Origin of the sequence: Streptomyces sp. 2114.4 (assembly GCF_900187385.1) — a bacterium.
Taxonomy (GTDB): domain Bacteria; phylum Actinomycetota; class Actinomycetes; order Streptomycetales; family Streptomycetaceae; genus Streptomyces; species Streptomyces mooreae.
On sequence record NZ_FYEY01000001.1, the window covers coordinates 6,913,966 to 6,934,679 of the forward strand.

The window sequence follows — 20,714 nt, forward strand, 5'->3', positions numbered from 1 at the left end:
GTGCGCGGGACCTCTGGGGCGGGCGCACCGCGTGCCTCGGGAAGTGCCCTTCCGCTACGGCAGTCGCTGCTCCGGAAGGTGATCCGGCGCCCCGGGGTACGTCAGGAACTCCTCCAGGATCCCCGGGGCCGCCATCGCGGCGAAGGCCGGCGCCTCGGTTGCCGCAAGGTCCGGGATGCGATAGCCGTCCTCGCCCGCCGCGACCGCGGCGGTGAGCGTGACCAGGCCGGCCCGCCGGGTGAACGGCGAGGTCGAGAGCGTCCAGGCGGCGATGGCCTCGCGCCGGAGGGCGAGGGTGTCGCGGCTGAAGGTGCCCGAACGGGCGACCAGATAGGGGCCGTCGACTCCGTGCCCCAGGTTGCGGTACGCGTCCCGGGCCAGCCACAGCACGAGCGCCGTGGTGACCAGCGCGTAGACCCAGGCGCAGTGCAGCAGGACGGGGGTGAACGCCGCACCGAGACCGGCCAGGACGGCGGTGCCGGGCAGCACCGCCCACAGCAGTCCGCGCACCCGGCGCCGGCGAAGGGCGACGCGGGGGTGCGGCGCCAGCGCGACCGGTGACGTGCCCGCTGCCGGGAACGGCGACCGCAGGGCGCCGCCCGTCACCCGCAACGCCTCCGGGAGGGGCGCCGGCGGCAGCAGCCCGCTGCGCTTGCGGTTCTCCTCGCGGTTGCCCAGGCCACCTGCCACCGCCTGCACCAGCGCTCCGCCACCGGCCCTCAGCAGCAGTGGTTCGCGCAGCAACACCCCGCGCAGCCGCGCCCGTTCGATGGTGACCGACCGGGTGGTGAACAGGCCGCGGCGTACCCGCAGGGTGCGCGCATCGGTCCACTCCAGGCAGTAGTTGAACCAGTTCTCGACGTAGAGGGCGACGGCGCCGACCGAGCCGAGGGCGAGGACGACGAGCAGTGCCGCCGGGACCGTCAGCCAGAGGGCGCTCGCGCCGAACTCGGTGAACGCCCGCTGGACGAAGCCGAGCTTCCAGGCCTCGATGCCGATGCCGTCCAGGACCCGGTAGACCGAACCGGCCACCACGAACACCCCGCCGATGACCCAGAAGGTGAGCGGCGCGTACCGCAGCCAGCGCCAGCTGATACGGGCCACCACCGGATCGTTAGCCGCCCCCTCGGCGTCCGCGTACGCAAGCAGCTCGGCGCGCAGCCGTTCCGCGTCGAGGACCGTCAGCGCCTCCAGCGACAGTTCGCTGCGGCCGTCCCCCGAGCCCGCCGTGCCGGCTCGCAGCACGGTGACCCCCAGCAGCCGGTGCAGCGGCGACGCGGTCAGATCGACGGTGCGGATGCGGTGCAGCGGCACACTGCGCAGCCGGCGCGTCAGCAGTCCGCTGCGTACGTCGAGGGTGGGCGAAGTGCGGCCGGGGCCACCGGAAGTACCCGTTTCCGTGCCGTCCGGGCTCCCGGGGAGCGTGACCCGGAACTCCGTACGGGCCCAGCGGATCAGGCCGATGGTGGTGACGACGGCGAACGAGGCGGCGATGGCGGCGAGGGTGATCCAGGCCTGGGCGGTGATCCGGCCGCCCGTGGCCAGTGCCGTCAGCGCCAGCGAACCGAGCGGTGCCGCCAGCCAGCCGCAGTGCACCAGCAGGGTGCGCGGATCCAGCCGCCGCCACCGGCCCGTGTCGGACGGGGTGACGGACGGGGCGGCAGAGGGGGTGGTGGCGGCGGGGGCCGTGTCCGGTATGCCGCGGTCCATGCCGGGTGCGGAGGGCTCGTGTGGCGTGCTCATGCGGCATCACCCGGTACGTCCTGCGCCGCCTCGCCGATCCGCCGTGACAGCTCCTCGGCGTCCGCGTCGGACAGTCCCGCGATCTTGATGTCGCCCGCGGTCGAGGCGGTGGTGACGGTCACCGTCGCCAGCCCGTAGCGCCGTTGGAGCGGTCCGCGCACGGTGTCCACCGTCTGCACCCGGGTCAGCGGCGCGATCCGCCGCTTCTGCCAGAACCAGCCGCCCGCCGCATAGACCGCACGCTCACCCAGCTCCCAGGCGTGCACCGCATACCGCCACCGCGGCATGACCGCGAGGTAGCCGACGGCCGGCAGCACCAGCACGACCAGCAGCAACGGCCCCAGCCACGGCAGCGCGCCGGGGAAGAAGAGGAGGGAAAGGACCGTCATGACGAGGGCGACGAGCAGCATCGGACCGCTGAGGGTCAGCAGGGCCTGGGCCGTCCACCAGCGGCGGGCCCGGGGGTCGACTCGGTGGCGGGGTGGGCGCAGCAGCGGGGCGGCATGCTCGGGCATGAGAGTCACCGGTTTCCAAGTCAAGTGTATTGAGTCCTGGTACGTTATAACGGTACAAGCGACTTGTAAAAGCGGGCCGGCCCTCTTGAGCCGGCCCCCTGAGTCGGAGTCATGCGCCGTAGCGATGTGACGCGTCGGAGCCATGCGAAGGTCGCGCACGGCAGGAGGGAGGTCATCCGTGCCCAAGAAGGTGGACCACGAAGTCAGACGCCAGGAGATCTCCGAGGCGTTGTGGCGGATTGCGAGCACCCGCGGGCTGGACGGCGCGAGCCTGCGTGATGTCGCGGCGGAGGCCGGGATCTCGCTCGGCCGGCTGCAGCACTACTTCCGCACCAGGGACGAGATGCTGCTCTTCGCCCTCCGGCACATCAACCGGCTCGCCGCGGACCGGATCCGCGCCCGCATCGAGTCGCTTGCCGAGGGGCCGGACGGGGAGCCGGCGAGGGAGCCGACGCCCCGTGAGGTGCTGCGCGCCTGCCTGTCGGGCATGCTGCCACTCGACGCCAAGAGCCGTACCGGGCTGCTGGTCAGCGCCGCCTACTTCGCCCGCGCCGTACACGACAAGACCCTGCGCGCGGAGGCCGAGAACGGCATCCCCCAGCTCCGTGCCTTCTTCGCCGGTCAACTACGGCTGGCCGCGGACCGCGGTGAGCTGCCGCCGGAACGCGCCACCGAGGACGAGGCGATGCTGCTGATCAGCACGGCCGACGGGCTCGCCACCTACGTCCTGCTGGGTGTGCACGACCCCGAAACCGCGCTACGGCTGCTGGATCTGCAGCTGGCGAACCTCTTCGGGGCGGAGCCCGCGTGAGCGGAAGGCGGGCCGGGGCTCATCGCCGCGAGCGCGGGTGGAGCGGCCGTGATCCTCGGCGGCCGCGGCTCTCGGTGGCTGCGACCCTCGGGGCCCGCGGCTCTCGGCGTCCGCGCCCGTGCCGTCGTCCTCGGGGGAGGGGAGAGGGCTACGCCTCGCGCAACAGGGCGACGAGATCGGCCTCGACATCCAGATGCCGCGCCTCCTCACCCTTCGCGACGATCTGGTACGACCGGGTCAGAAAGGTCCGCAGCTCCTGCGCGTCGAACTGCACCACGGCCATGCCTCCTACGGCATGGAACTCCACCACCACGGCGTGGGTGTCGTACGGCCAGATCTGCACATCGCCCGCCCCGGTCGGCTCGCACAGGCCCTCCTCCAGCAACTCCCGCGCGAACGTCCAGGTCACCTCGGCCCCGTCCAGCGACGCGGCGGGCGGAAAGACCAGAGCCACCGCGAACGGATCGGCGCGGTCATAACGCAGGCTCGCCGGAATCACCTGCGACCGGGGAGCGGTCGCGATGAGACGGGCCTGAACGGCTTGGTCGATGACGCTGGACATCGCCGGCTCCCTTGTATTCGGTGCGGATCCTCGCTGCTGTGACCACTAGGACGCGCAGGTCATCGCGCCAGGTGCATTGGATTCCTGCGTGACCTGCATCACGGGCCTTTGAATGTACGTAAATGCCCTCTTTGCTGTGCGCCAGTGGGCGTGATGGGGCTCGGCCAGCTGATGTGATCGGGCGTCAGGTGTGCTCGGGGGGGCGCTGTGGGTGGGCGGGGTGTGGAGGGGGCGGCATCCGTGGGGGTGGCTGGCGGCATCGGCGACGGAGAGAGGGGACAGGTTTCGACAGCTGCGGGCGGTGGTCTGGACGACCGGTTCGGGCTGGGCTAGCTTCCAGCCCACAACCAGAGCGGGGTGGGGCGAAGTGCGGCGCACGGGACGCTTGTTGTGCGGGGAACGCTCCCGGGACCGGGAACGGGAACGGCACGAGGACCGGGAAGGACACCGGGACTGGGAACGGCACGAGGACCGGGAGCCGGAACGGGCCCAGGAAGGGGATCGGGGCACGCGGCGGGTGCTGCGTACCCGCGAGGCCCGATGGCGGGCGGCGGCCATGGCGGCCGGTATGGCGGTGCTTGCCGCCCTGACAGCCGGGCCGGCGGCCGCGGCCCCGGCGGGTTCGCCCGCGGTGCCGCCGGTACGGGAAGGCGCCGAGCCGGCAACGGCGGCACCGCTCACCGCCCCGCACGCCGGCTGGCGGCTCAAGGACAGCGGCAGCACCGCCCGCTTCCGCGGCCTGGCGGCCGTCAGTCGTACGACCGCGTGGGTCGCCGGTACGGCGGGCACCGTGCTGCGCAGCCACGACGGCGGCAAGCACTGGAGCGATGTCTCCCCACCCGGTGCCGGCGCCCTGGAGTTCCGCGACATCGAGGCGTTCGATGCGCGCCGTGCGGTGGTTCTGGCGATCGGTGAGGGGGAGGCCTCACGGGTCTTCCGCACCGACGACGCCGGCACCACCTGGACCGAAAGCTTCCGCAACACCGACCCGCACGCCTTCTACGACTGCCTGACCTTCTTCGACCGGCGGCACGGCATCGCGCTCAGCGACCCCGTTGACGGCAGGTACCGCATCCTGTCCACCGCGGACGGCGGACGCAGTTGGCGCGTACTGCCGTCGGAGGGCATGCCGCCCGCCCAGCCGGGCGAAGCCGCATTCGCCGCCAGTGGCCAGTGCCTGGTCTCCGTCGGCAGCCGTGATGCCTGGATCGCAACCGGTGGCGCGGCCACCGCCCGCGTCCTGCACACCGCCGACCGCGGCCGTACCTGGTCGGCCACCGACACCCCGATACCGGCGGGCGACCCGGCCCGCGGTGTCTTCGCGCTCGCCCTCCGCGACCGCACCCATGTCCTGGCCGTCGGCGGTGATTTCCGCCCCGACCAGCCCTCGCCCCGCGCCGCCGCGGTCAGCGACGACGCCGGCGGAACCTGGACACCGGCCGCCGAACCTCCCAGGGCCTACCGCTCCGGCGCCGCCTGGCTCCCGCATTCCCGGCGCCTCGCCGTGGCGGTCGGCCCGTCCGGCAGCGATCTGACCCTCGACGGCGGCCGCACCTGGCACACCTTCGACCAGGGTTCGTACGACACCGTCGACTGCGCTCCGGACCTGGGCTGCTGGGCCGCGGGCGAGCGAGGACGGGTCGCACGACTGGAGCCGTGACGGCGGGCCTGTCAGCGGGGCCTGCCAGCGGGCCCTGAAAGCGGGGCCTGAAAGCGGGGCCTGAAAGGGGGGCCTGTCAGCGGGGCCTGTCAGGACCCGGCTCTCCGGCGGTGGTCGGGAGGGGGCGGACCTGGCGGGGGACCTGGCGGCGGGCCCGACAGCGCAAGCGCGGGCCCCGCCTTCGGGTGGCTGTCGTACGCCGACCCACTCCCCTCCACCTCGGTGGCCGTCGTTACTCCAGCAGGCTGCCGAGCCGCCCCTCCAGCACCACCAGCAACTCGGCCAACGCCACGGAAAGTTCCTCCTGGCGCTGATCGCCGACGCCTTCGAGCAGCGCCGCCTCGTACCGCAACTGTTCGGGCAGCAGCCGGTCGATGGTCGCGCGTCCTTCGTCGGTGAGCGAGAGATGCGCGACGCGGCGGTCCCGGTCGTCGGGGCGACGGGCGATCAGCCCGCGCTCCTCCAGCTGCCGCACGCGTTTGGTCACCGCGGCACCGGACGCAAAGGTCTCGCGGGCCACCCGCCCAGGGGTCAGCTCACGGTCCATCCGGCGCAAGGTGCCGAGAATGTCGAACTCGGGACGGGTGAGTCCGGCCTTCCGCAGTGGCGCATCTGCTGCCTGCTGCAGCAGTGCGGAACAGCGGTTGAGCCGCCCGATCACCGCCATCGGGCCGGTGTCCAGCCCGGGGTGCACCTGCTGCCACTGGCGCAGCACCCCCGCGACGATGTCCTCGGTCACCCGCACACTCCTCTCGGCCATGCCGTGTACGCCTGCAATTGTGCCTGCCGCGGCGCCGGCCGCCGCGCCGGGCGGTACCGCGGGTCAGGCGGCCGGAACCGGTGCCGGACGCCGGCGGACGAGACCGGCCAGCGTCCGGTGGCCCTGCTGCTCGGCTCGGGCGATCCGTTCTTCGGGGAGGGCACGCTGCCACCACTCGCCGGCCGCCACCTCCACGGCTTCGCGGAGCTCGACCAGCCCGGCGGCCAGCCGGTCCCGGGCCCAGCGGATCTCCTGGTCCCGGTCGGTACCCCGGGGTGGGTCGGCCTCGTGGGCCCAGCCGGTTTCCCGGCTGTCGTCCGCCCCGGGAGCGGCACTCGCCTCGAGCAGCCGCAAGGCGGCGGTCTCCGCGGCCGCGACCCGCCCCAGGGCGACCTCGATCCGGTTCGCGGCCCGCCGATTGGTGATCAGGACACAGCAGGCCAGCCCCACCACCGCGCCCACCACGGTGTCGATCCAGCGGTCGGCGATCAGCGTGCCGGCCGGCAGCCGCCCGCCGAACTCGGTCAACAGCAGCGCCATCGGTGTGACGCATACCGAGCCGAGCCAGTAGTTACGGGTGATGCAGGCCTCCGCGCCGAGCTGGAAGACCAGCGCCAGCGCGACCATCGCGAGCTCCCCGAGGTGCGTCAGCGGCAGCAGCGCGGTGTAGAGCAGCAGACCGAGAAGGTTGCCGAGGGTCCGCTGGAGTGCCCGTTGCCAGGAGAGCGTGGTGTTGGCCTGGTAGATGGAGGCCGCGGTGACCACGGCCCAATACGGGTGCCCGACGCCGATGGCCATCGACACCCAGCCCGCCAGCACACACCCGGTGGCGACCCGGGCGCCGATGGGCAGCAGCGGTGAGCCGGGCGCGAGCCGGGCGAGCACCGCGCGTACCCCACGCGGACGGCCGGGCGCAGGCCGCCACGGCTCCCGCACCTCCTCGGCGACGCCCACCAGCTCCTCGGCTTGCACGGCCGAGAGCGCAACCCGGGGCAGCGGCCGCCCGCTGCGCAGTTCACGGGCCCAGGTGCCCAGTCGCTCGGCTTCACCTGCGGCGGACCGGCCGTCGTGGCCCAGCACCGATTCGGCCCGCACCAGCAGTCGTTCGAGCCCGGCCCGCGCGGCGGCTCTCGCCGGGGTGGGCACCGGGACCAGAAACAGTGTGTGCCAGGCGGCGTTCACGGCTGCCGCAGTGGCATGCCGCGCCTGCGCCACACCGGCGGGTTCCTCACGGGCGAGTTCCCCACCGGAGGGTTCGCCATTTGCGGGTTCCCGACCGGCGGGTTCGTCCCCAGCGAGTTCCCGACCGGCGCCACCGGCGGGCTTCCCACCGGCGGACTTCCCACCGGCGAGCTTCCCGCCAGCGGGTTCCCCACCGGTCCCGTGCGCCCCGCCGAGGCCCCGTTCGGCAGTACGCAACAGTCCTGCCGCGGCCTCCAGCGCGCGGGCGACGGCGATCCGCTCCGGCCCCTGCGGCCGTATCACGGCCGGTGCCATACAGACCAGCCAGGCGAGCCCTCCGGCGCCGAGCGCCACGGCCATATGCAGGGGGACCTGGCCGAGGTGCTGCGGCACGAAGAAGGCCGAGGCTGTGATGAACGTCAGGATGATGTTCGCCGGCGGGCCGATGCGCGTGGCGTCACAGACCATTTTGTGGACCGCGGCCAGCAGCGAGGCGCCCACGACGAGCAGTGCGGCCGATGTGGTCAGCGAGGCGGCGGTCAGCGCGATACCGAGGCTCGCCACCATTCCGAGCACCACCCACAGCAGAGTGCGGGCGCGGGCGGCGTACGGAAGACCGTGCGCGTACAGGGCGCACATCGCCCCCGCCGAGGTGTACAGGATCAGATCCAGCCGGCCCAGGAAGAACAAGGTGAGATCGGGGACCGCCAGCGCCGCCACCGCGCTGAGCGCCGGTTTGTGCCAGATGTCGACGGGCCGGCGCAGCCGCACGGTGCTCCTGAGGGGCAGCGGCCGGGCACGCACCGCACCTCCCGACACGGTGTACGCGCTCTTCCCGGACTGTCTGGCGTGCTTCCCCATGGCAAAAGATTAACAGGTGTTTTACTAGCGAAATATATGCGTCGCGTCACGTCGGGCCTCAGGGAACAGAGCTCCGAACCGGGAGGGGGAGTGCTGGTGCACGGGAGGGGGAGTGTTGGTGCGGGGGAGCGACAATGGCCAGGTGCCAGCCGCCAAGAAGAAGACGACGACCGCGAACGCGTCACCGGAGCGCCGCCGCGAACTGCTCAACATTGCGGCGGAGGTATTCGCCGCACACGGCTACAACGCCACCACCGTCCGCCGCATCGCCGATGAGGCGGGCATGCTCGCGGGCAGCCTCTACTACCACTTCGATTCCAAGGAATCGATGCTGGACGAGATCCTCTCCAGCTTCCTGACCGAGCTGTGGGACGGCTATGACGCCGTACTCGCCGCCGGGCTAGGCCCCAGGGAGACCATCGAAGCCCTGGTCACCGAATCCTTCCGGGAGATCGACCGGCACCGCCCGGCCGTCGCCATCTACCAGAAGGAGTCCAAGCACCTGGCCGGGCAGCCCCGCTTCGGCTATCTCGCCGACTCGCAGCGGAAGTTCGAAAAGGCCTGGCTGGGCACACTGGAACGCGGCGTGGCGGATGGAGTCTTCCGAGCCGACCTCGACATCCGGCTCACCTACCGCTTCGTCCGCGACACCGTCTGGGTTGCGGCGAGCTGGTACCGGCCGGGCGGACAGCACAGCCCCGAGGAGATCGCCCGCCAGTACCTCTCGATGGTGCTGGACGGCGTCGCCGTACGCGCCTGACCCACCCGTGAGGGGCGCGGCGGCCGGCGCAGTTGTCAGCTACGGCGCAGCGCCCTGCCGGCGCCCGCTCAGCAGGAACTGTTCTTCACGTACAGGGCGCGCGAGGCCCAGGTCGAGCCGTAGCGGATGTCCTTCGTCGTGCCTTTGGAGAGGCGCCCGTGGGGGTCGCGCTGATGCGGGACGATGATGGTGTAGCACGCGGTGCGCCGGCTGCACAGGTTCGTCAGGCGGACATAGCGCTGATGACCCTTGTTGAAGTACTTCCGCACCACCACACAGTGCGGCGGCAGGTCGGCCGCTGCTGCGGTCGAGGCGCTGACCAGCGTCAGCGAGGCGCTGCACGTCACCGTTGCGAGCGCTATGGCCAGGATCTTCCGCACGTCATCTCCCCCGCTGGCAACCTCGGACACCCCCGCGAACCCCACATCGGGTTCGCACGTTCATTCCCATTGTCCATACCCACCCAGGGAAAAGCAGCCCCGGGGGTCACACAGGGACAAAGGCGCGACATAAGAGCAGCCCTTCCGGAACCGTTCCGGGCGGGCCGGGGGCGGCGAGCCGGGATGATCGGGCCGGGGTGGCCGGGCCGGGATGGTCGGGGCAAGCGGGGCGAGGGGGCGGGCCAAGCGATCCGCGGGGGGCGGGGCAACGATCCATGGGAGTCTGGCCGACCGAGAGCCTGTCGGCCGAGAGCCTGCCGACCGGTGATGGCCGACTGATGAGGCCGACTGATGAGTGCCGACAAGGGCCGGCCTCGCCTCCGGCTGTCGGCTGGGGTCACTCGCCCGAGGGCGGGCGGGCCGCCACCACCTTCAGTCCCCGATCCGAGAATTCACGGCGGACCGCCTCCTTCGCTCCGTTGTCCGTGATGAACGTGTCAAAGACATCCGCGTCGCCGACCCGGGCGAAGCAGCGCTCGCCGATCTTCGACGAGTCCGCGACGACCACGGCACGCCGGGCACGCTCGGCCATCAGGCGGTTGACCCGGGCCTCCGCCTCGTCGTGCACCGTGGCCCCCATCATCGGGTCCATGCCGTTGGCGCCGATGAACGCGATGTCGACGGAAATCTGCTGCAGCACCAACTCGCTGAACGGCCCGACCAGTTCAAACGACCGCGAGTGCGCCACCCCACCGGTGAGCACGATCTTGATCTGCGGTCGCACGGCCAGCTCATTGGCGATGTTGAGGGAGTTGGTGACGATCGTCAGATGCGGCTGCGGGCCGGCCTCCGCGAAGTCCGGCCGGGTGGCAAGCACCCGCGCGATCGCCGTGGTCGTCGTGCCGCCGCTCAGTCCGACCACATGCCCCCGCTCGACGAGCTTCGCCGCGGCCTGTGCCACTGCCTCCTTCTCTTCCGACCGGTGCGCATGCTTGTACCGGATGGGCAGGTCGTACGCCACCGAACTGAGCACCGCCCCGCCCCGGGTCCGGGTCAGCAACTGCTGCTCGGCCAGGGCGTCCATGTCGCGCCGCATCGTGGCGGCCGAGACCTCCAGCTCGGTCGCCGCCTCCTCGACGTCCATCCGGCCTCGGTCGCCGAGCAGCTCGAGCAGTGCGTTCATCCGTTCATGGCGCTTCATGGCGCGAGCCTAATTCGTCTCAGCAGGTCACAGTGACGCGCCGTAGGCGCCCTCGTACTCCGCCGCGCCGGACCGTCCCCTCCGCTGTGACGAAGCGCCGCCGAGTCGGTGGTGGCCGCCTGCCGCCGTCTCGCCCCGGGGCGTCTCACCCCCGGGCCGGTGCCTGGGCTGCGTACTGGTCCGGCACCGTCGCTGGAGTGCCCAGCACCTCCAGCAGCCTCGCCGCTTCCTCGGCCACTGCCTCCCGGGCGGGCTTGAGGTACTTCCGGGAGTCCACGAGCGAGGGGTCGGCGCCCAGCGTGTGCCGTATCGAGTGAGTGAAGACGGAGACCAGATGAGTGGAGATATTGATCTTCGTCATTCCGGCGGCGATGGCCCGCCGCAGCTCGTCGTCGGGCACACCGGACGAACCGTGCAGTACCAGGGGCACCGGCAGAGTGGTGTGCAGCGCCTCGATGAGGGCCTTGTCCAGTACGGCCGTGCGCTCATGCATGGCATGGGAGGAGCCGACGGCCACGGCGAGAGCATCCACCCCCGTCGCGCGGACGAAGGCCAGGGCCTCGTCCGGGTCCGTGCGCACCCCTGGCGCATGGACCCCGTCCTTGCCGCCGACCTCGCCGAGTTCCGCCTCGACATAGGCGCCACGTTCATGGCACCAGGCGGTGAGCTCGGCGGTGGTGGCCACATTCTCTTCGTACGGAAGCGCGGAGGCATCCACCATGACGGAGCCCACCCCGGCGGCGATGCCCTGGTGGACCAGCTCGGCATCGGTGATGTGGTCGAGGTGCACCGCAATCGGGGCCGTGGAGCCTTCGGCGAGGGCGAGCGTGGCGCGGGTGAGGGGCAGCAGGCTGCCGTGGTATCGGATGCAGTTCTCGCTGATCTGCAGGATCAACGGGATGGCGGTGCGCTCGGCGGCGGTGACGAGCGCTTCGGCCGTTTCCAGATGAATGACGTTGAAGGCCGCGGCACCGACCCGCGCCTCACGGGCGGCGTCCACGATCGATGAGGTCGGAACGAGGGGCATCGGAGGCTGGCTCCCTTGCGGACGGGGCTGGTTGACGGGGGGAGACGGGGTGACGTGGGGGAGGCGGGCGCTACGAGGCGGACGGCGTTTCGAGCATCACCGAGCGGGTCAGGCCACGGGGGTTGTCCGGGTCCAGGCCCCGGGCGCGGGCCCGCTCCAGCGCCACCCGCTGGACCAGCACCAGATCGGCCAGCGGATCGCGCGCATGGCACACAAAGCGCGCCCCGGTCCGCTGCACATCGGCCTCCAGTCCTGCCGGTGCCGGGCCGAACAGCCAGGTCACCCGGCCGGGTGCGGCTATCGAGATCGGACCGTGGCGGTACTCCATAGCGGGGTACGACTCGGTCCAACTCTGCGATGCCTCCCGCATCTTGAGTGCTGCCTCGTTGGCCAGGCCGAACGTCCAGCCCGTCCCGAGGAAGGCGAACTGCTCGGCATCCACCCATTCCTTGTCCACCGGCGCGGCCAGCGCCTCCTCCGCGTCGGTCACCGCCCGGGACACGTCCTCGCCCAGCTGCGCACGCAGCATCGTCAGCGCAGTCGTCGCAAAACGGGTCTGCACCACCGACTCCTCATCGGCGAAGGGGAGCGCGACCACCTCGTCGGAGACAGCCGCTGCCGGTGTCGCGGGGTCACCGAGGATCGTCACCGTCGGGATGCGCCCCTTGACCGCCTCGAGTACGCGCAACACCTCGGTCGTGGTGCCGGACCGGGTGATCGCGACCACCGCGTCGTAGCCGCGGTCGGTGCCGAGGAACGCCTCGGAGGCGGCGAAGGGGTCCGTCACCCCCTGTCCGGCTGCCTCGCGCAGTGCCGCATACGACTGCGCCATGAACCATGAGGTGCCGCAGCCGACGACGGCCACCCGCTGTCCGGCCTTGGGCAGCGGGCTCGCGGCCGCCCCGATCCGCGCGGCCTCCCGCCACGTCTCCGGCTGGCTGTGCAGTTCCTGCTCCATGTACGAGATCTCGCTCATGGCCCACCCTCCTGCGATGTGCATGTGCTCATCGGTCTGCATCTCTGTGTCCGTGCGTCTGCGTCTCTGCGTCTCTGTGCGTCCGCAGGTCTGCGGGTCTGCACGAAAGTGCAATATTTTCCTTCGTTGCAATCGACTGTACGCAGAAAGTCGTCAGGCTTCCATCCCTCGTTCGGGCGGATGCGCCAGAGGGGAGGTGCGGTGCGGTGGCCTGGTGAGGACTCGTGAGCCGGTCTCATCTGGGTAAATGCTGGCTTGTCGCATGGCGTCGAGAGTGCGTGCGGAGAGGCTCAGGGGAGTGCCGGGAAGTGCGAGAAAGTGTTGACAGCTGCGTGAAACGCGCCGAATACTTGCAAGATCACGCACGAGCTTCGAGCGTGCAGTTCCAGTACGCAGCCCAGCCACGCAGCTCAGTCATGCAGCAAGGCCCGCTCCGCCGCACAAAGGACTTCCCATGTCCATTGCCACGCTCTCCGCGACGCCCCCGCCCCCGTCACCCGGGACCGCACGCCGCACCGGCAGACTGTTCGCGCTCACCGGCGCCGTCGTCGGCGTCATCTACGGCTACGACACCGGCAGCATCTCTGGTGCCCTGGTGTTCCTGAGCAAGGACTTTCATCTCACCGAGGCCGAAAAGGGCCTGGTCAACAGCATCCTGGTGTTCGGCTCCATCGTGGGCGCGCTGATCGGCGGCAAGCTCGCCGATGCCCTGGGCCGCAAGGCGGCGATGCTGATCGTCGCCGGCTCCTACGCCGTATTCGTGGCGCTCTCCGCCGTCGCGCCCAACGTCGTCGTGCTGGACACCGTCCGCTTCCTGCTCGGCATCGCCATCGGCATCTCGATCGTCGCCGCCCCGCTCTACGTCGCCGAATCGACTCCGGCGCGTATCCGCGGAGCCTCCGTCGCCGCCTACCAAGTCGCCACGGTCGCGGGCATCGTCATCACGTACTTCGTCAACTGGGGCCTGTCCGACGGCGGTCACTGGCGCTGGATGCTCGGTCTCTCCGCGATCCCCGCCGCAGTCATTCTGATCCCGTTGCTCAGGCTGCCGGACACCCCACGCTGGTACATCCTCAAGGGGCGCACGGAACGAGCTGTCGAGGTCATGGCCATGACCGACCCGGACGTCGATCCGCGTGAGGAGGTCGCTGTCGTGGCGTCCGCGCTCGACCAGGAGAGCGGTGGATCGGCGCGCTCCTTGCTGCGCAAGCCGTACGCCCGTGCCGCGCTCTTCGTCGTCGGCCTCGGATTCTTCTGCCAGATCACCGGCATCAACGCCGTGACGTACTACAGCCCGCAGATCTTCGAGGAGATGGGCTTCACCGGCAACGGCCAGAACTTCCTGCTGCCGTCCTTCGTCCAGCTCGCCTCGCTGGCCGCGACCGTCCTCGCCCTCCTCATCATCGACCGGCTCGGCCGCCGGGTGGTGCTGCTCTGCGGTATCGGCACGATGGTCGCCATGCTCGCCGTCCTGACCGCGGTCTTCGCCAGGGGCGAGCTGCACGGCGCCTCGACCTGGGTGGGCTTCGCCGCGATCCTGCTGTTCACCGCAGCCTTCAACTTCGGCTTCGGATCGCTGATCTGGGTCTATGCGAGCGAGGCCTTCCCCGCCCAGCTGCGCTCGACCGGAGCCTCGGTGATGCTCACCGCCGACCTGGTGGCCAACCTCCTGATCGCCCAGTTCTTCCCCTCTTTGATGGCCTGGGCCGGTGCGGCCCTGACCTTCGCGGGCCTTGGCGTCCTCGCGCTCGCCGCACTGGTCTTCGCCGCCGCCACCGCGCCCGAGACCAAGGGGCGTCAGTTGGAGGACATCCAGGAGTACTGGCGCAACGGGGGGCGCTGGCCCGCCTCGCCCCCGCCCGTTCCCGCGAGCTCCGGCTCGCTCAGTGGTTCAGCGGCGCCCCCGACGGCGGCTCCGTAGCCCAGGGGAGGGGCGGCGGCTACCGGGCTGACGGTACAGGGCCGACTGTTCCGTCCGTGGGGCTCTCAAGGCGGCGGGGCGGGCCAAGCGGCGTCCACAGAGCCAAGGAGGTGCCCGCAAGCCCGCAGCCCGGAGCGCCGGCGCTCCGGGCTGCGGGGACGGCTGCTCAGGACGGCAGTGGTTCCCGGTACTGCTCCAGAGCCGGGGCGGTCGTCGTCGCCGCGAACTCCGTGATCCGGTACTCACACACCCCGGCGAGGGCGAACGGGTCTTCGGTCACGATCCGCTCGACGGTCGCACGGTCCGTCCCGGCGGCGAGAATCACGCCGCCTTCCCGCGGGATCTTGCGGCCGGCGGCGAGGAAGTGCCCGGCGGCGTACTCCTTCTCCAGCCACTCCCGGTGCTCCTGAAGGAGGGCGTCGACGCGTTCGAGGGGCGCGGTGTAGGTCAGCTCCAGTACGAACATAGGTGCAATATAGACGAGATATCAGGCGGAAGCGCGGCTTCTGACGGGAAGGGAATGCGCAGGCCAGGGCGGATGCCACAGCATGTGTCCCCGGCTGGTGCGGCGTACTCCGCTGGCGCGGCTCTGCGGCACGTACAGGTCCCGGAAGTGCCGCGACCTCAAGGAGAGGACGCAGACACGGTCAGGCCGTGGGCAGCTCCGGGCGGCGCCGCCCGTGCCGCGTGGCGCACTCATAGGCATGCCCCGCTTGGAGGACGGCGAGATCCCCGCGCGGCGCACCGATGAACTGCAGCCCCACGGGCAGGCCGCCCGGGGTGAATCCTGCGGGAACCGAAAGGGCGGGCACGCCGAGGAGGGAGACGAGGTAGGCCGATCGCATCCAGTCCAGATAGGAGTGGGTGGGCCGGCCCGCGACCTCGCGGGGATACTCCAACTCCGCGTCGAACGGCGTGACTTGGCTGACCGGGGCCAGGAGCAGGTCGTACCGGGAGAAGAATTCCAGTATGCCGAGGTACAGCCGGCTGCGGGTCGCGGTGGCGGTAAGCAGGTCGGCGGCGGTCAGCCGGCGGCCCTGCTCGATGTTCTGGACGATGCTGGGTTTGAGGGCCTGCCGGTCGGAGTCGAGCAGGGCGCCGAGCGCCAGGTCGAAGCTGTGTGCCCGTAGCGTACGGAAGGTGTCGTCGGCCCCGGTGAGGTCCGGGCAGGCGGTGTCGATACGGCAGCCGAGTTCTTCCAGGACCCTCAACTGCGGCTCCAGAACGGCGAGTACGTCCGGGTCGGCCGGGGCATGGCCCCCGAGGTCCGGTGTCCAGGCGACGCGCAGGCCGCGCAACTCGCGGTCGAGGGGCACCCGGAACGCCTCGCCGGGGGTCTCCAGACCGATGGGGCAGCGCGGATCCGGACCCGCCATGACCGACAGCAACAGCGCCGTATCCGCCACGGTCCGCCCCATCGGGCCGGGGACCGACAGGGTGTCCCAGAGGTCGCCACCGGGGTGCCGGGGCACGCGTCCCGGCGTCGGCCGCAGCCCGACGACATTGCAGAAGGATGCGGGGTTGCGCAGCGAGCCGCCCATGTCACTGCCGTCGGCGAGCGGTTGCAGCCCGGCCGCGAGCGCCGCGGCGGCGCCGCCGCTGCTGCCGCCCGCCGAACGTGTGGTGTCGTACGGATTTCGGGTGGTGCCGAAGACGGGATTGAAGGTGTGGGAACCGGCGGCGAATTCGGGAACATTGGTCTTGCCGAGGCGGATGGCGCCGGCCCGCTGCAGCCTGTCGACGAGCAAGTCGTCCTCGTCGGGGACGTGGTCGGCGAAGAGCGGTGAGCCGTGTGTGGTGCGCATACCGCGGGTGAGATGGGTGTCCTTGAAGGCGATCGGAATCCCGTGCAGGGGCGGGAGGGCGGCGCCCCGGACGAGACGATCGTCGGCGAGCGCGGCCGCGGAGAGTGCGCCTTCGGGGTCGAGGGTGACGAGGGCGTTGACGGCCGGATTGACCTGTTCGATGCGGTCCAGATGCGCCTGGACGACCTCCCGCGCGGAGACGTCGCGGCGGCGCAGCCGGGCGGCGAGGTCGAGGGCATCGAGCTGATGGAGCGCATCGGGCATGAAGACCTCGGAGGGTTGTTTCAGAGCGGCGAGGTACCGGTGGTGGAGCACGAGCAGATCGCCGAGGGGCTGCCCTCGGCGGCGGCTGCGCGGTCGTCGGAGTCGGCGGGGTCCGGGTTCACGCTCACCAAGGTACCCAGCGCCACTGACAACGCATCATGGTCAGGCATCCCGGCCTGGTCAGAGGCTCGCACCGGTTCGGTAGCGTGGCGGTCACCATGGACACTCCCGGAACGATCTCCTGCGACGACGAACTGCGGAACTGGCCGGCCGACGAAGACCAGGCGCGCGCGGTCCAGGACCGGTTGCGGCCCCACGTGCGGCTCGATGAACCCGGTCCGGAACCGGGGTTCGAGGGCACGGTCGTCGGGGTGGACGTCGCCTACGACGACGCACGTGACGTCGTCGCCGCTGCCGCCGTCGCGCTGGACGCCCGTACGCGCGCCGTCGTCGACGAGGCGACCGCCGTCGGGCAGATCTCCTTCCCGTACGTCCCCGGCCTGCTCGCGTTCCGTGAGATTCCCACCGTGCTCGACGCCCTCGCCCGTCTCACCCGCACCCCTGACCTCGTGGTCTGCGACGGTTACGGGCTGGCGCACCCGCGCCGCTTCGGGCTCGCCAGCCACCTGGGCGTGCTGACCGGGCTGCCCACCATCGGTGTCGCCAAGAACCCCTTCACCTTCCGCTACGCCCTTCCCGGGCCGGACCGCGGCGCCACCTCTCCGCTTCTGGACGGAACGGAGGAGGTGGGACGTGCGCTGCGTACCCAAAGGGGCGTCAAGCCGGTCTTCGTCTCCGTGGGGCATCGCATCGACCTCGACCGTGCCTGTGCGCAAACGCTCCACCTGGCAGCGTATTACCGGCTCCCCGAGACGACCCGGGCCGCGGACGCGCTGTGCCGGAGGGCGCTCGCCGACGCCTGACCGGGTGGGGGCAAGGAGAGCCGGGACTACCCCTGGACGACGCGGAAGGTGATGCCCGCATCCTGGAGGCGGGCCGTCAGCGCATCCCCCATGGCAACCGCGGTGGTCACCTGCCCCGCGGTCTCCGGCAGGTCGTCGAAGGCCAGGCTGAGCGCCGACTCGGCGAGCATCTTCGCCGTCTCGTCGTAGCCGGGGTCACCGCCCGAGACCTCGGTGATCAGGCGTTCGCCACCGCCGGAGGCGACGAAGCGGACCCGGAACCAACTGCGGGCGCGCCGCTCGGGGCCCGGCCCGTCACCCGGCTCCAGACGCCGCGACAACCAGCGCCGCGCGGCCGGCACCTGGGCGAGCGCGCACAGGGCCCCCACCCCCACCGTCCCGCCGACGGCGATGGGCAGCCGTCGTACGCCTGCGTAGTGGCGGTAGCGGAAGTCGGGCCCGTAGCGCTCCAGCGCGGCGGCGGAGCGGGCGATGACCTGAGGATCGAGGGTCGGCAACGGCACGCCCCAGGTGCGTGTTTCACCGCTCCTGAGAGGCGGCCCGAAGGGCGCCCGCACCGTACGGCCGGCCGGTCGCGGCTCCGCCCGCTGCCGGTCGCGGGCGGCCCGCGCCATGGCGACCGGACGCGATGCGACGGCCAGTGCCGAGGCCAGAGTGCCGCCGGAAAAGGTGGCGTTGGTCCGCACGAAGCCGTCGATCCGTACGGGGACGCCTTCGGGGAGGAGCCGAACCGTGAAGAGCACCCCCAAATCGTGCGGAACGGAGTCGAATCCGCAGGCGTGCACGAGGCGCGCACCGGAGGCGCGGGCCGTTGCGTCGTGACGCACATACATCCGGTCGATGAACTCCGGCTCCCCGGTCAGATCGACATAGTCGGTGCCTGCCGCGGCGCAGGCGGCGACCAGCGGCTCACCGTGGAGCAGATACGGCCCGACGGTCGTCGCCAGCACTCTGGTACCGGCGGCGAGGGCGCGCAGCGCGTGGGGATCGCCACTGTCCGCCCGCAGCAGCGGCAGTTTGGCACAGTCCGGGTTGATCGCTGTCAACTCGTCGCGCAGCCGCTCCAGTTTGGCGATGTTGCGCCCGGCCAGCGCCCAGCGGCAGCCCTGGGGAGCATGCGCGGCCAGGTAGGCGGCCGTGAGGGCGCCCGCAAAACCGGTCGCGCCGTAGAGGACGAGATCATGGTCCCGTCCGAAGGTGTCCTGCCGTCGCATCGTGCTTCCTCTCGTGCGTCCTCTCGACCGCCCGCTGGGCACGGAGCCCGGACACCAGGCAGTCACCCCCGCCCCGTCAACGTACGTTCCCGGCCGCCGTCTTGGCCGTTCCCGTGCCGTTCCCGGGGGCAGTATGGGGGGCACGCAGTCTTGATAGAGCATGGTGACCGGTCCAGATTCACCGATGGCACCGATGACATGGGACGTCCTATGTCTGGTCTGCTGCCCCGACCACCACCCAGCGGCTTTCCCCGATGACGCCGCGAACCGTACCGTCCGCCGATCGCCGGAGGAGGCCGGGCAGCCGTGACGATGCGCCCCGCGGACACCCCCGCGGACACCCCTGAGAACAGCCGGAACAGCCGGAACAGCCGGAACAGCCGGAACTGTCGGCACTGGTGGCAGGAGGTCACCCCGGGCCAGTGGAAGGCGATGTTCGCCGCCTGGGTCGGCTATCTCCTGGACGGCTTCGACTTCGTCCTGATCACCCTCGTACTGACCGAGATCGCCGCCGACTTCCATCTGAGCACCGCCACCGCGGCCTCGCTGATCTCGGGTGCTTTCATCACCCGGTGGCTGGGCGGCGCCGTCCTGGGCGCGATGGGGGATCGCTACGGTCGCAGGACCGCCATGGTCACCAGCATCCTGCTGTACTCGCTCGGTACCTTCGCCTGCGGTTTCGCCCGGGACTACACCAGCCTGTTCGTCGCGCGGCTGGTGATCGGTCTGGGCATGGCGGGGGAGTACAGCGCCGGCGTGACGTATGTGCTGGAGAGCTGGCCTGTCCGATGGCGCAATCGTGCTTCCGGATTCATCATCTCCGGTTACGCCGGCGGCACCGTCCTCGCGGCGGAGCTCTACAAGTGGGTGGTCCCGCACTGGGGCTGGCGTTGGATGTTCTGGATCGGCGTCCTGCCGGTCCTGGTCGCCCTTTGGATGCGCCGATCGTTGCCGGAGGCGGGCGACTGGCAGCGGCAGATCGGCACCGCCGGCGCGGAAGGGGAACGTCCCCGTCCCTTCCGGCCGTTGTTCACCGGCCGCATCCGGCCCTGGATCAACACCGCCCTGGCGGCGTTGGCCTCGGTCGCGCTGTTCTGCGTTTTCACACCCGTCGGCGCGGGGGCCGTACCGGGGCTGTCCGTTGTCGCGGCGGTGTGCCTGGTGGCATTCGCCGTGCAGCTCGGCGGACGTCGTGGGTGGCTGCTGTACGTGGCCCTGATGGCGACGGTCTTCTGCGCCTTCCTCTACAGCTGGCCGGTCCAGGCCCTGCTGCCCACCTACCTCAAGACCGACCTCGGATACGCCCCCGGGGAGGTCACCGACGTGATGTTCTCCGCGGGCTTCGGCACCATGGCGGGCTGCTGGCTGGCGGGCTTCACCGGCGACCGGTTCGGAACCCGCCGCGCCTATGCCGGCACCCTGCTGGCCTCCCTCGCCTTCGTCTTCCCGGTCTTCGCGGTGCAGAACAGCCTGCCGGCGCTCGGTGTGCTGGTCTTCGGGCTGCTCGCGCTCGGCCAGGGCGTCTCCGGCATCCTGCCGAAGTACCTCGCCGGCCACTTCCCGACCGCCACCCGCGCCGCCTCTCTGGGCTTCGTCTACAACGTCGGAGCCCTGGGCGGGGCGGTGGCGCCCGTCCTGGGAGCGCATCTGGCCGAAGGCATGCCCCTGGGGCGGGCGCTGGCCGTGCTCACCTTCGGACTGACGCTCGTGGTCATCATCCTGGTAGGCGGCAATGTCCCCCAGCGGCTGGCCCGGCTCGTGGACCGTCAGGCACCCGAAGACCGCCTTGTGCCGGAGGCCGGGGAAGCGGGGGCGCTGCCCATGGGGCGGGCATCCGCTCCTCCTCGCCATCCCTCTCTCCATCCCCCGCCCCATCCCCCTTCCGCTCCCACTCCTGCCCCCGCTTCTGGGGAGGTGCCGCCGGACTCGGCGTAGCGGCGCTCCACCGGGCGCGGGGCCCCTGCCGGCTCGGACAGGGTCTCGACCAGGGGGCCCGCGGAAGCGTCTTGCTCCAGACGGAGCAGTACCGCGGCCGGGGGGTCTGCCTCGTCCGTGTGGGTTTCCACCTGGACCTCGGTCGCCCGGAAGCCGCTGCCGGTGCATATCTCCCCTATGTTGCCCAGCAGCCGGTGCTCCGACCGGTAATTGA

At 71.2% G+C, this 20,714-nt stretch carries 18 protein-coding genes; 6 read left to right on the forward strand and 12 right to left on the reverse strand.

Annotated features, from left to right (window positions below; translation table 11 throughout):
* Nucleotides 1-54 precede the first annotated feature (54 nt).
* The gene (locus CFW40_RS30540) at nucleotides 55-1,743 is read right to left on the reverse strand and encodes a PH domain-containing protein (protein ID WP_088801014.1); all 1,689 of its coding nucleotides are present in this window, start codon (nucleotides 1,741-1,743) and stop codon (nucleotides 55-57) included.
* The gene (locus CFW40_RS30545; protein ID WP_088801015.1) at nucleotides 1,740-2,258 is read right to left on the reverse strand and encodes a PH domain-containing protein; all 519 of its coding nucleotides are present in this window, start codon (nucleotides 2,256-2,258) and stop codon (nucleotides 1,740-1,742) included. The genes CFW40_RS30540 and CFW40_RS30545 overlap by 4 nt, the downstream gene beginning before the upstream one ends.
* Nucleotides 2,259-2,436: 178 nt before the next feature.
* On the opposite strand from CFW40_RS30545, the gene CFW40_RS30550 reads away from it, so the two are divergent.
* On the forward strand, nucleotides 2,437-3,069 hold the full coding sequence (locus CFW40_RS30550) for a TetR/AcrR family transcriptional regulator (RefSeq protein ID WP_088801016.1): 633 nt from the start codon (nucleotides 2,437-2,439) through the stop codon (nucleotides 3,067-3,069).
* Between the two features lie 148 nt (nucleotides 3,070-3,217).
* On the opposite strand, the gene CFW40_RS30555 is transcribed toward CFW40_RS30550, so the two are convergent.
* Nucleotides 3,218-3,631: an SsgA family sporulation/cell division regulator gene (locus CFW40_RS30555; RefSeq protein ID WP_088801017.1), complete on the reverse strand. Its 414-nt coding sequence runs from the start codon at nucleotides 3,629-3,631 to the stop codon at nucleotides 3,218-3,220.
* A 556-nt stretch (nucleotides 3,632-4,187) separates the two neighbouring features.
* Here CFW40_RS30555 and CFW40_RS30560 point away from each other — a divergent pair.
* The gene (locus CFW40_RS30560) at nucleotides 4,188-5,291 is read left to right on the forward strand and encodes an oxidoreductase (RefSeq protein ID WP_088802463.1); all 1,104 of its coding nucleotides are present in this window, start codon (nucleotides 4,188-4,190) and stop codon (nucleotides 5,289-5,291) included.
* A gap of 232 nt (nucleotides 5,292-5,523) precedes the next feature.
* On the opposite strand, the gene CFW40_RS30565 is transcribed toward CFW40_RS30560, so the two are convergent.
* Nucleotides 5,524-6,030, reverse strand: coding sequence for a MarR family winged helix-turn-helix transcriptional regulator (locus CFW40_RS30565; RefSeq protein ID WP_088801018.1), 507 nt, complete (start codon nucleotides 6,028-6,030; stop codon nucleotides 5,524-5,526).
* An 84-nt stretch (nucleotides 6,031-6,114) separates the two neighbouring features.
* Nucleotides 6,115-8,094, reverse strand: a complete 1,980-nt coding sequence (locus CFW40_RS30570; RefSeq protein ID WP_256331198.1) for an FUSC family protein — start codon at nucleotides 8,092-8,094, stop codon at nucleotides 6,115-6,117.
* A 142-nt stretch (nucleotides 8,095-8,236) separates the two neighbouring features.
* On the opposite strand from CFW40_RS30570, the gene CFW40_RS30575 reads away from it, so the two are divergent.
* Nucleotides 8,237-8,854, forward strand: coding sequence for a TetR/AcrR family transcriptional regulator (locus tag CFW40_RS30575; RefSeq protein ID WP_088802464.1), 618 nt, complete (start codon nucleotides 8,237-8,239; stop codon nucleotides 8,852-8,854).
* 68 nt (nucleotides 8,855-8,922) lie between these two features.
* Here the strand turns inward: CFW40_RS30575 and CFW40_RS30580 are convergent, their stop codons facing one another.
* The 4 genes from CFW40_RS30580 to CFW40_RS30595 form a co-directional block, all read right to left on the reverse strand.
* Nucleotides 8,923-9,234: a hypothetical protein gene (locus CFW40_RS30580; protein ID WP_088801020.1), complete on the reverse strand. Its 312-nt coding sequence runs from the start codon at nucleotides 9,232-9,234 to the stop codon at nucleotides 8,923-8,925.
* Between the two features lie 397 nt (nucleotides 9,235-9,631).
* Nucleotides 9,632-10,435 (reverse strand): DeoR/GlpR family DNA-binding transcription regulator, encoded by an 804-nt coding sequence (locus CFW40_RS30585; protein WP_088801021.1) that lies wholly within the window; start codon nucleotides 10,433-10,435, stop codon nucleotides 9,632-9,634.
* A gap of 145 nt (nucleotides 10,436-10,580) precedes the next feature.
* Nucleotides 10,581-11,462, reverse strand: a complete 882-nt coding sequence (locus CFW40_RS30590) for a class II fructose-bisphosphate aldolase (RefSeq protein WP_088801022.1) — start codon at nucleotides 11,460-11,462, stop codon at nucleotides 10,581-10,583.
* Nucleotides 11,463-11,532: 70 nt separating this feature from the next.
* Nucleotides 11,533-12,438, reverse strand: coding sequence for an SIS domain-containing protein (locus tag CFW40_RS30595; protein WP_088801023.1), 906 nt, complete (start codon nucleotides 12,436-12,438; stop codon nucleotides 11,533-11,535).
* A gap of 454 nt (nucleotides 12,439-12,892) precedes the next feature.
* Between CFW40_RS30595 and CFW40_RS30600 the strand changes: the two genes are divergently transcribed.
* Entirely contained in the window at nucleotides 12,893-14,359 is a 1,467-nt protein-coding gene (locus tag CFW40_RS30600; protein WP_088801024.1) for a sugar porter family MFS transporter, read from the forward strand.
* 166 nt (nucleotides 14,360-14,525) lie between these two features.
* Here the strand turns inward: CFW40_RS30600 and CFW40_RS30605 are convergent, their stop codons facing one another.
* Both CFW40_RS30605 and CFW40_RS30610 read right to left on the reverse strand, forming a co-directional pair.
* A complete protein-coding gene (locus CFW40_RS30605; RefSeq protein ID WP_088801025.1) occupies nucleotides 14,526-14,825 on the reverse strand; it encodes a YciI family protein in 300 nt (99 codons plus the stop codon).
* 181 nt (nucleotides 14,826-15,006) lie between these two features.
* The gene (locus CFW40_RS30610; RefSeq protein WP_088801026.1) at nucleotides 15,007-16,428 is read right to left on the reverse strand and encodes an amidase; all 1,422 of its coding nucleotides are present in this window, start codon (nucleotides 16,426-16,428) and stop codon (nucleotides 15,007-15,009) included.
* A gap of 218 nt (nucleotides 16,429-16,646) precedes the next feature.
* On the opposite strand from CFW40_RS30610, the gene CFW40_RS30615 reads away from it, so the two are divergent.
* Nucleotides 16,647-17,351, forward strand: coding sequence for an endonuclease V (locus CFW40_RS30615; protein ID WP_088802465.1), 705 nt, complete (start codon nucleotides 16,647-16,649; stop codon nucleotides 17,349-17,351).
* Nucleotides 17,352-17,377: 26 nt separating this feature from the next.
* Here CFW40_RS30615 and CFW40_RS30620 read toward each other — a convergent pair whose 3' ends face one another.
* Nucleotides 17,378-18,565, reverse strand: a complete 1,188-nt coding sequence (locus CFW40_RS30620) for a trans-acting enoyl reductase family protein (RefSeq protein ID WP_088801027.1) — start codon at nucleotides 18,563-18,565, stop codon at nucleotides 17,378-17,380.
* A 312-nt stretch (nucleotides 18,566-18,877) separates the two neighbouring features.
* Between CFW40_RS30620 and CFW40_RS30625 the strand changes: the two genes are divergently transcribed.
* Nucleotides 18,878-20,500, forward strand: coding sequence for a sialate:H+ symport family MFS transporter (locus tag CFW40_RS30625; RefSeq protein WP_088802466.1), 1,623 nt, complete (start codon nucleotides 18,878-18,880; stop codon nucleotides 20,498-20,500).
* Nucleotides 20,501-20,714: the final 214 nt, after the last annotated feature.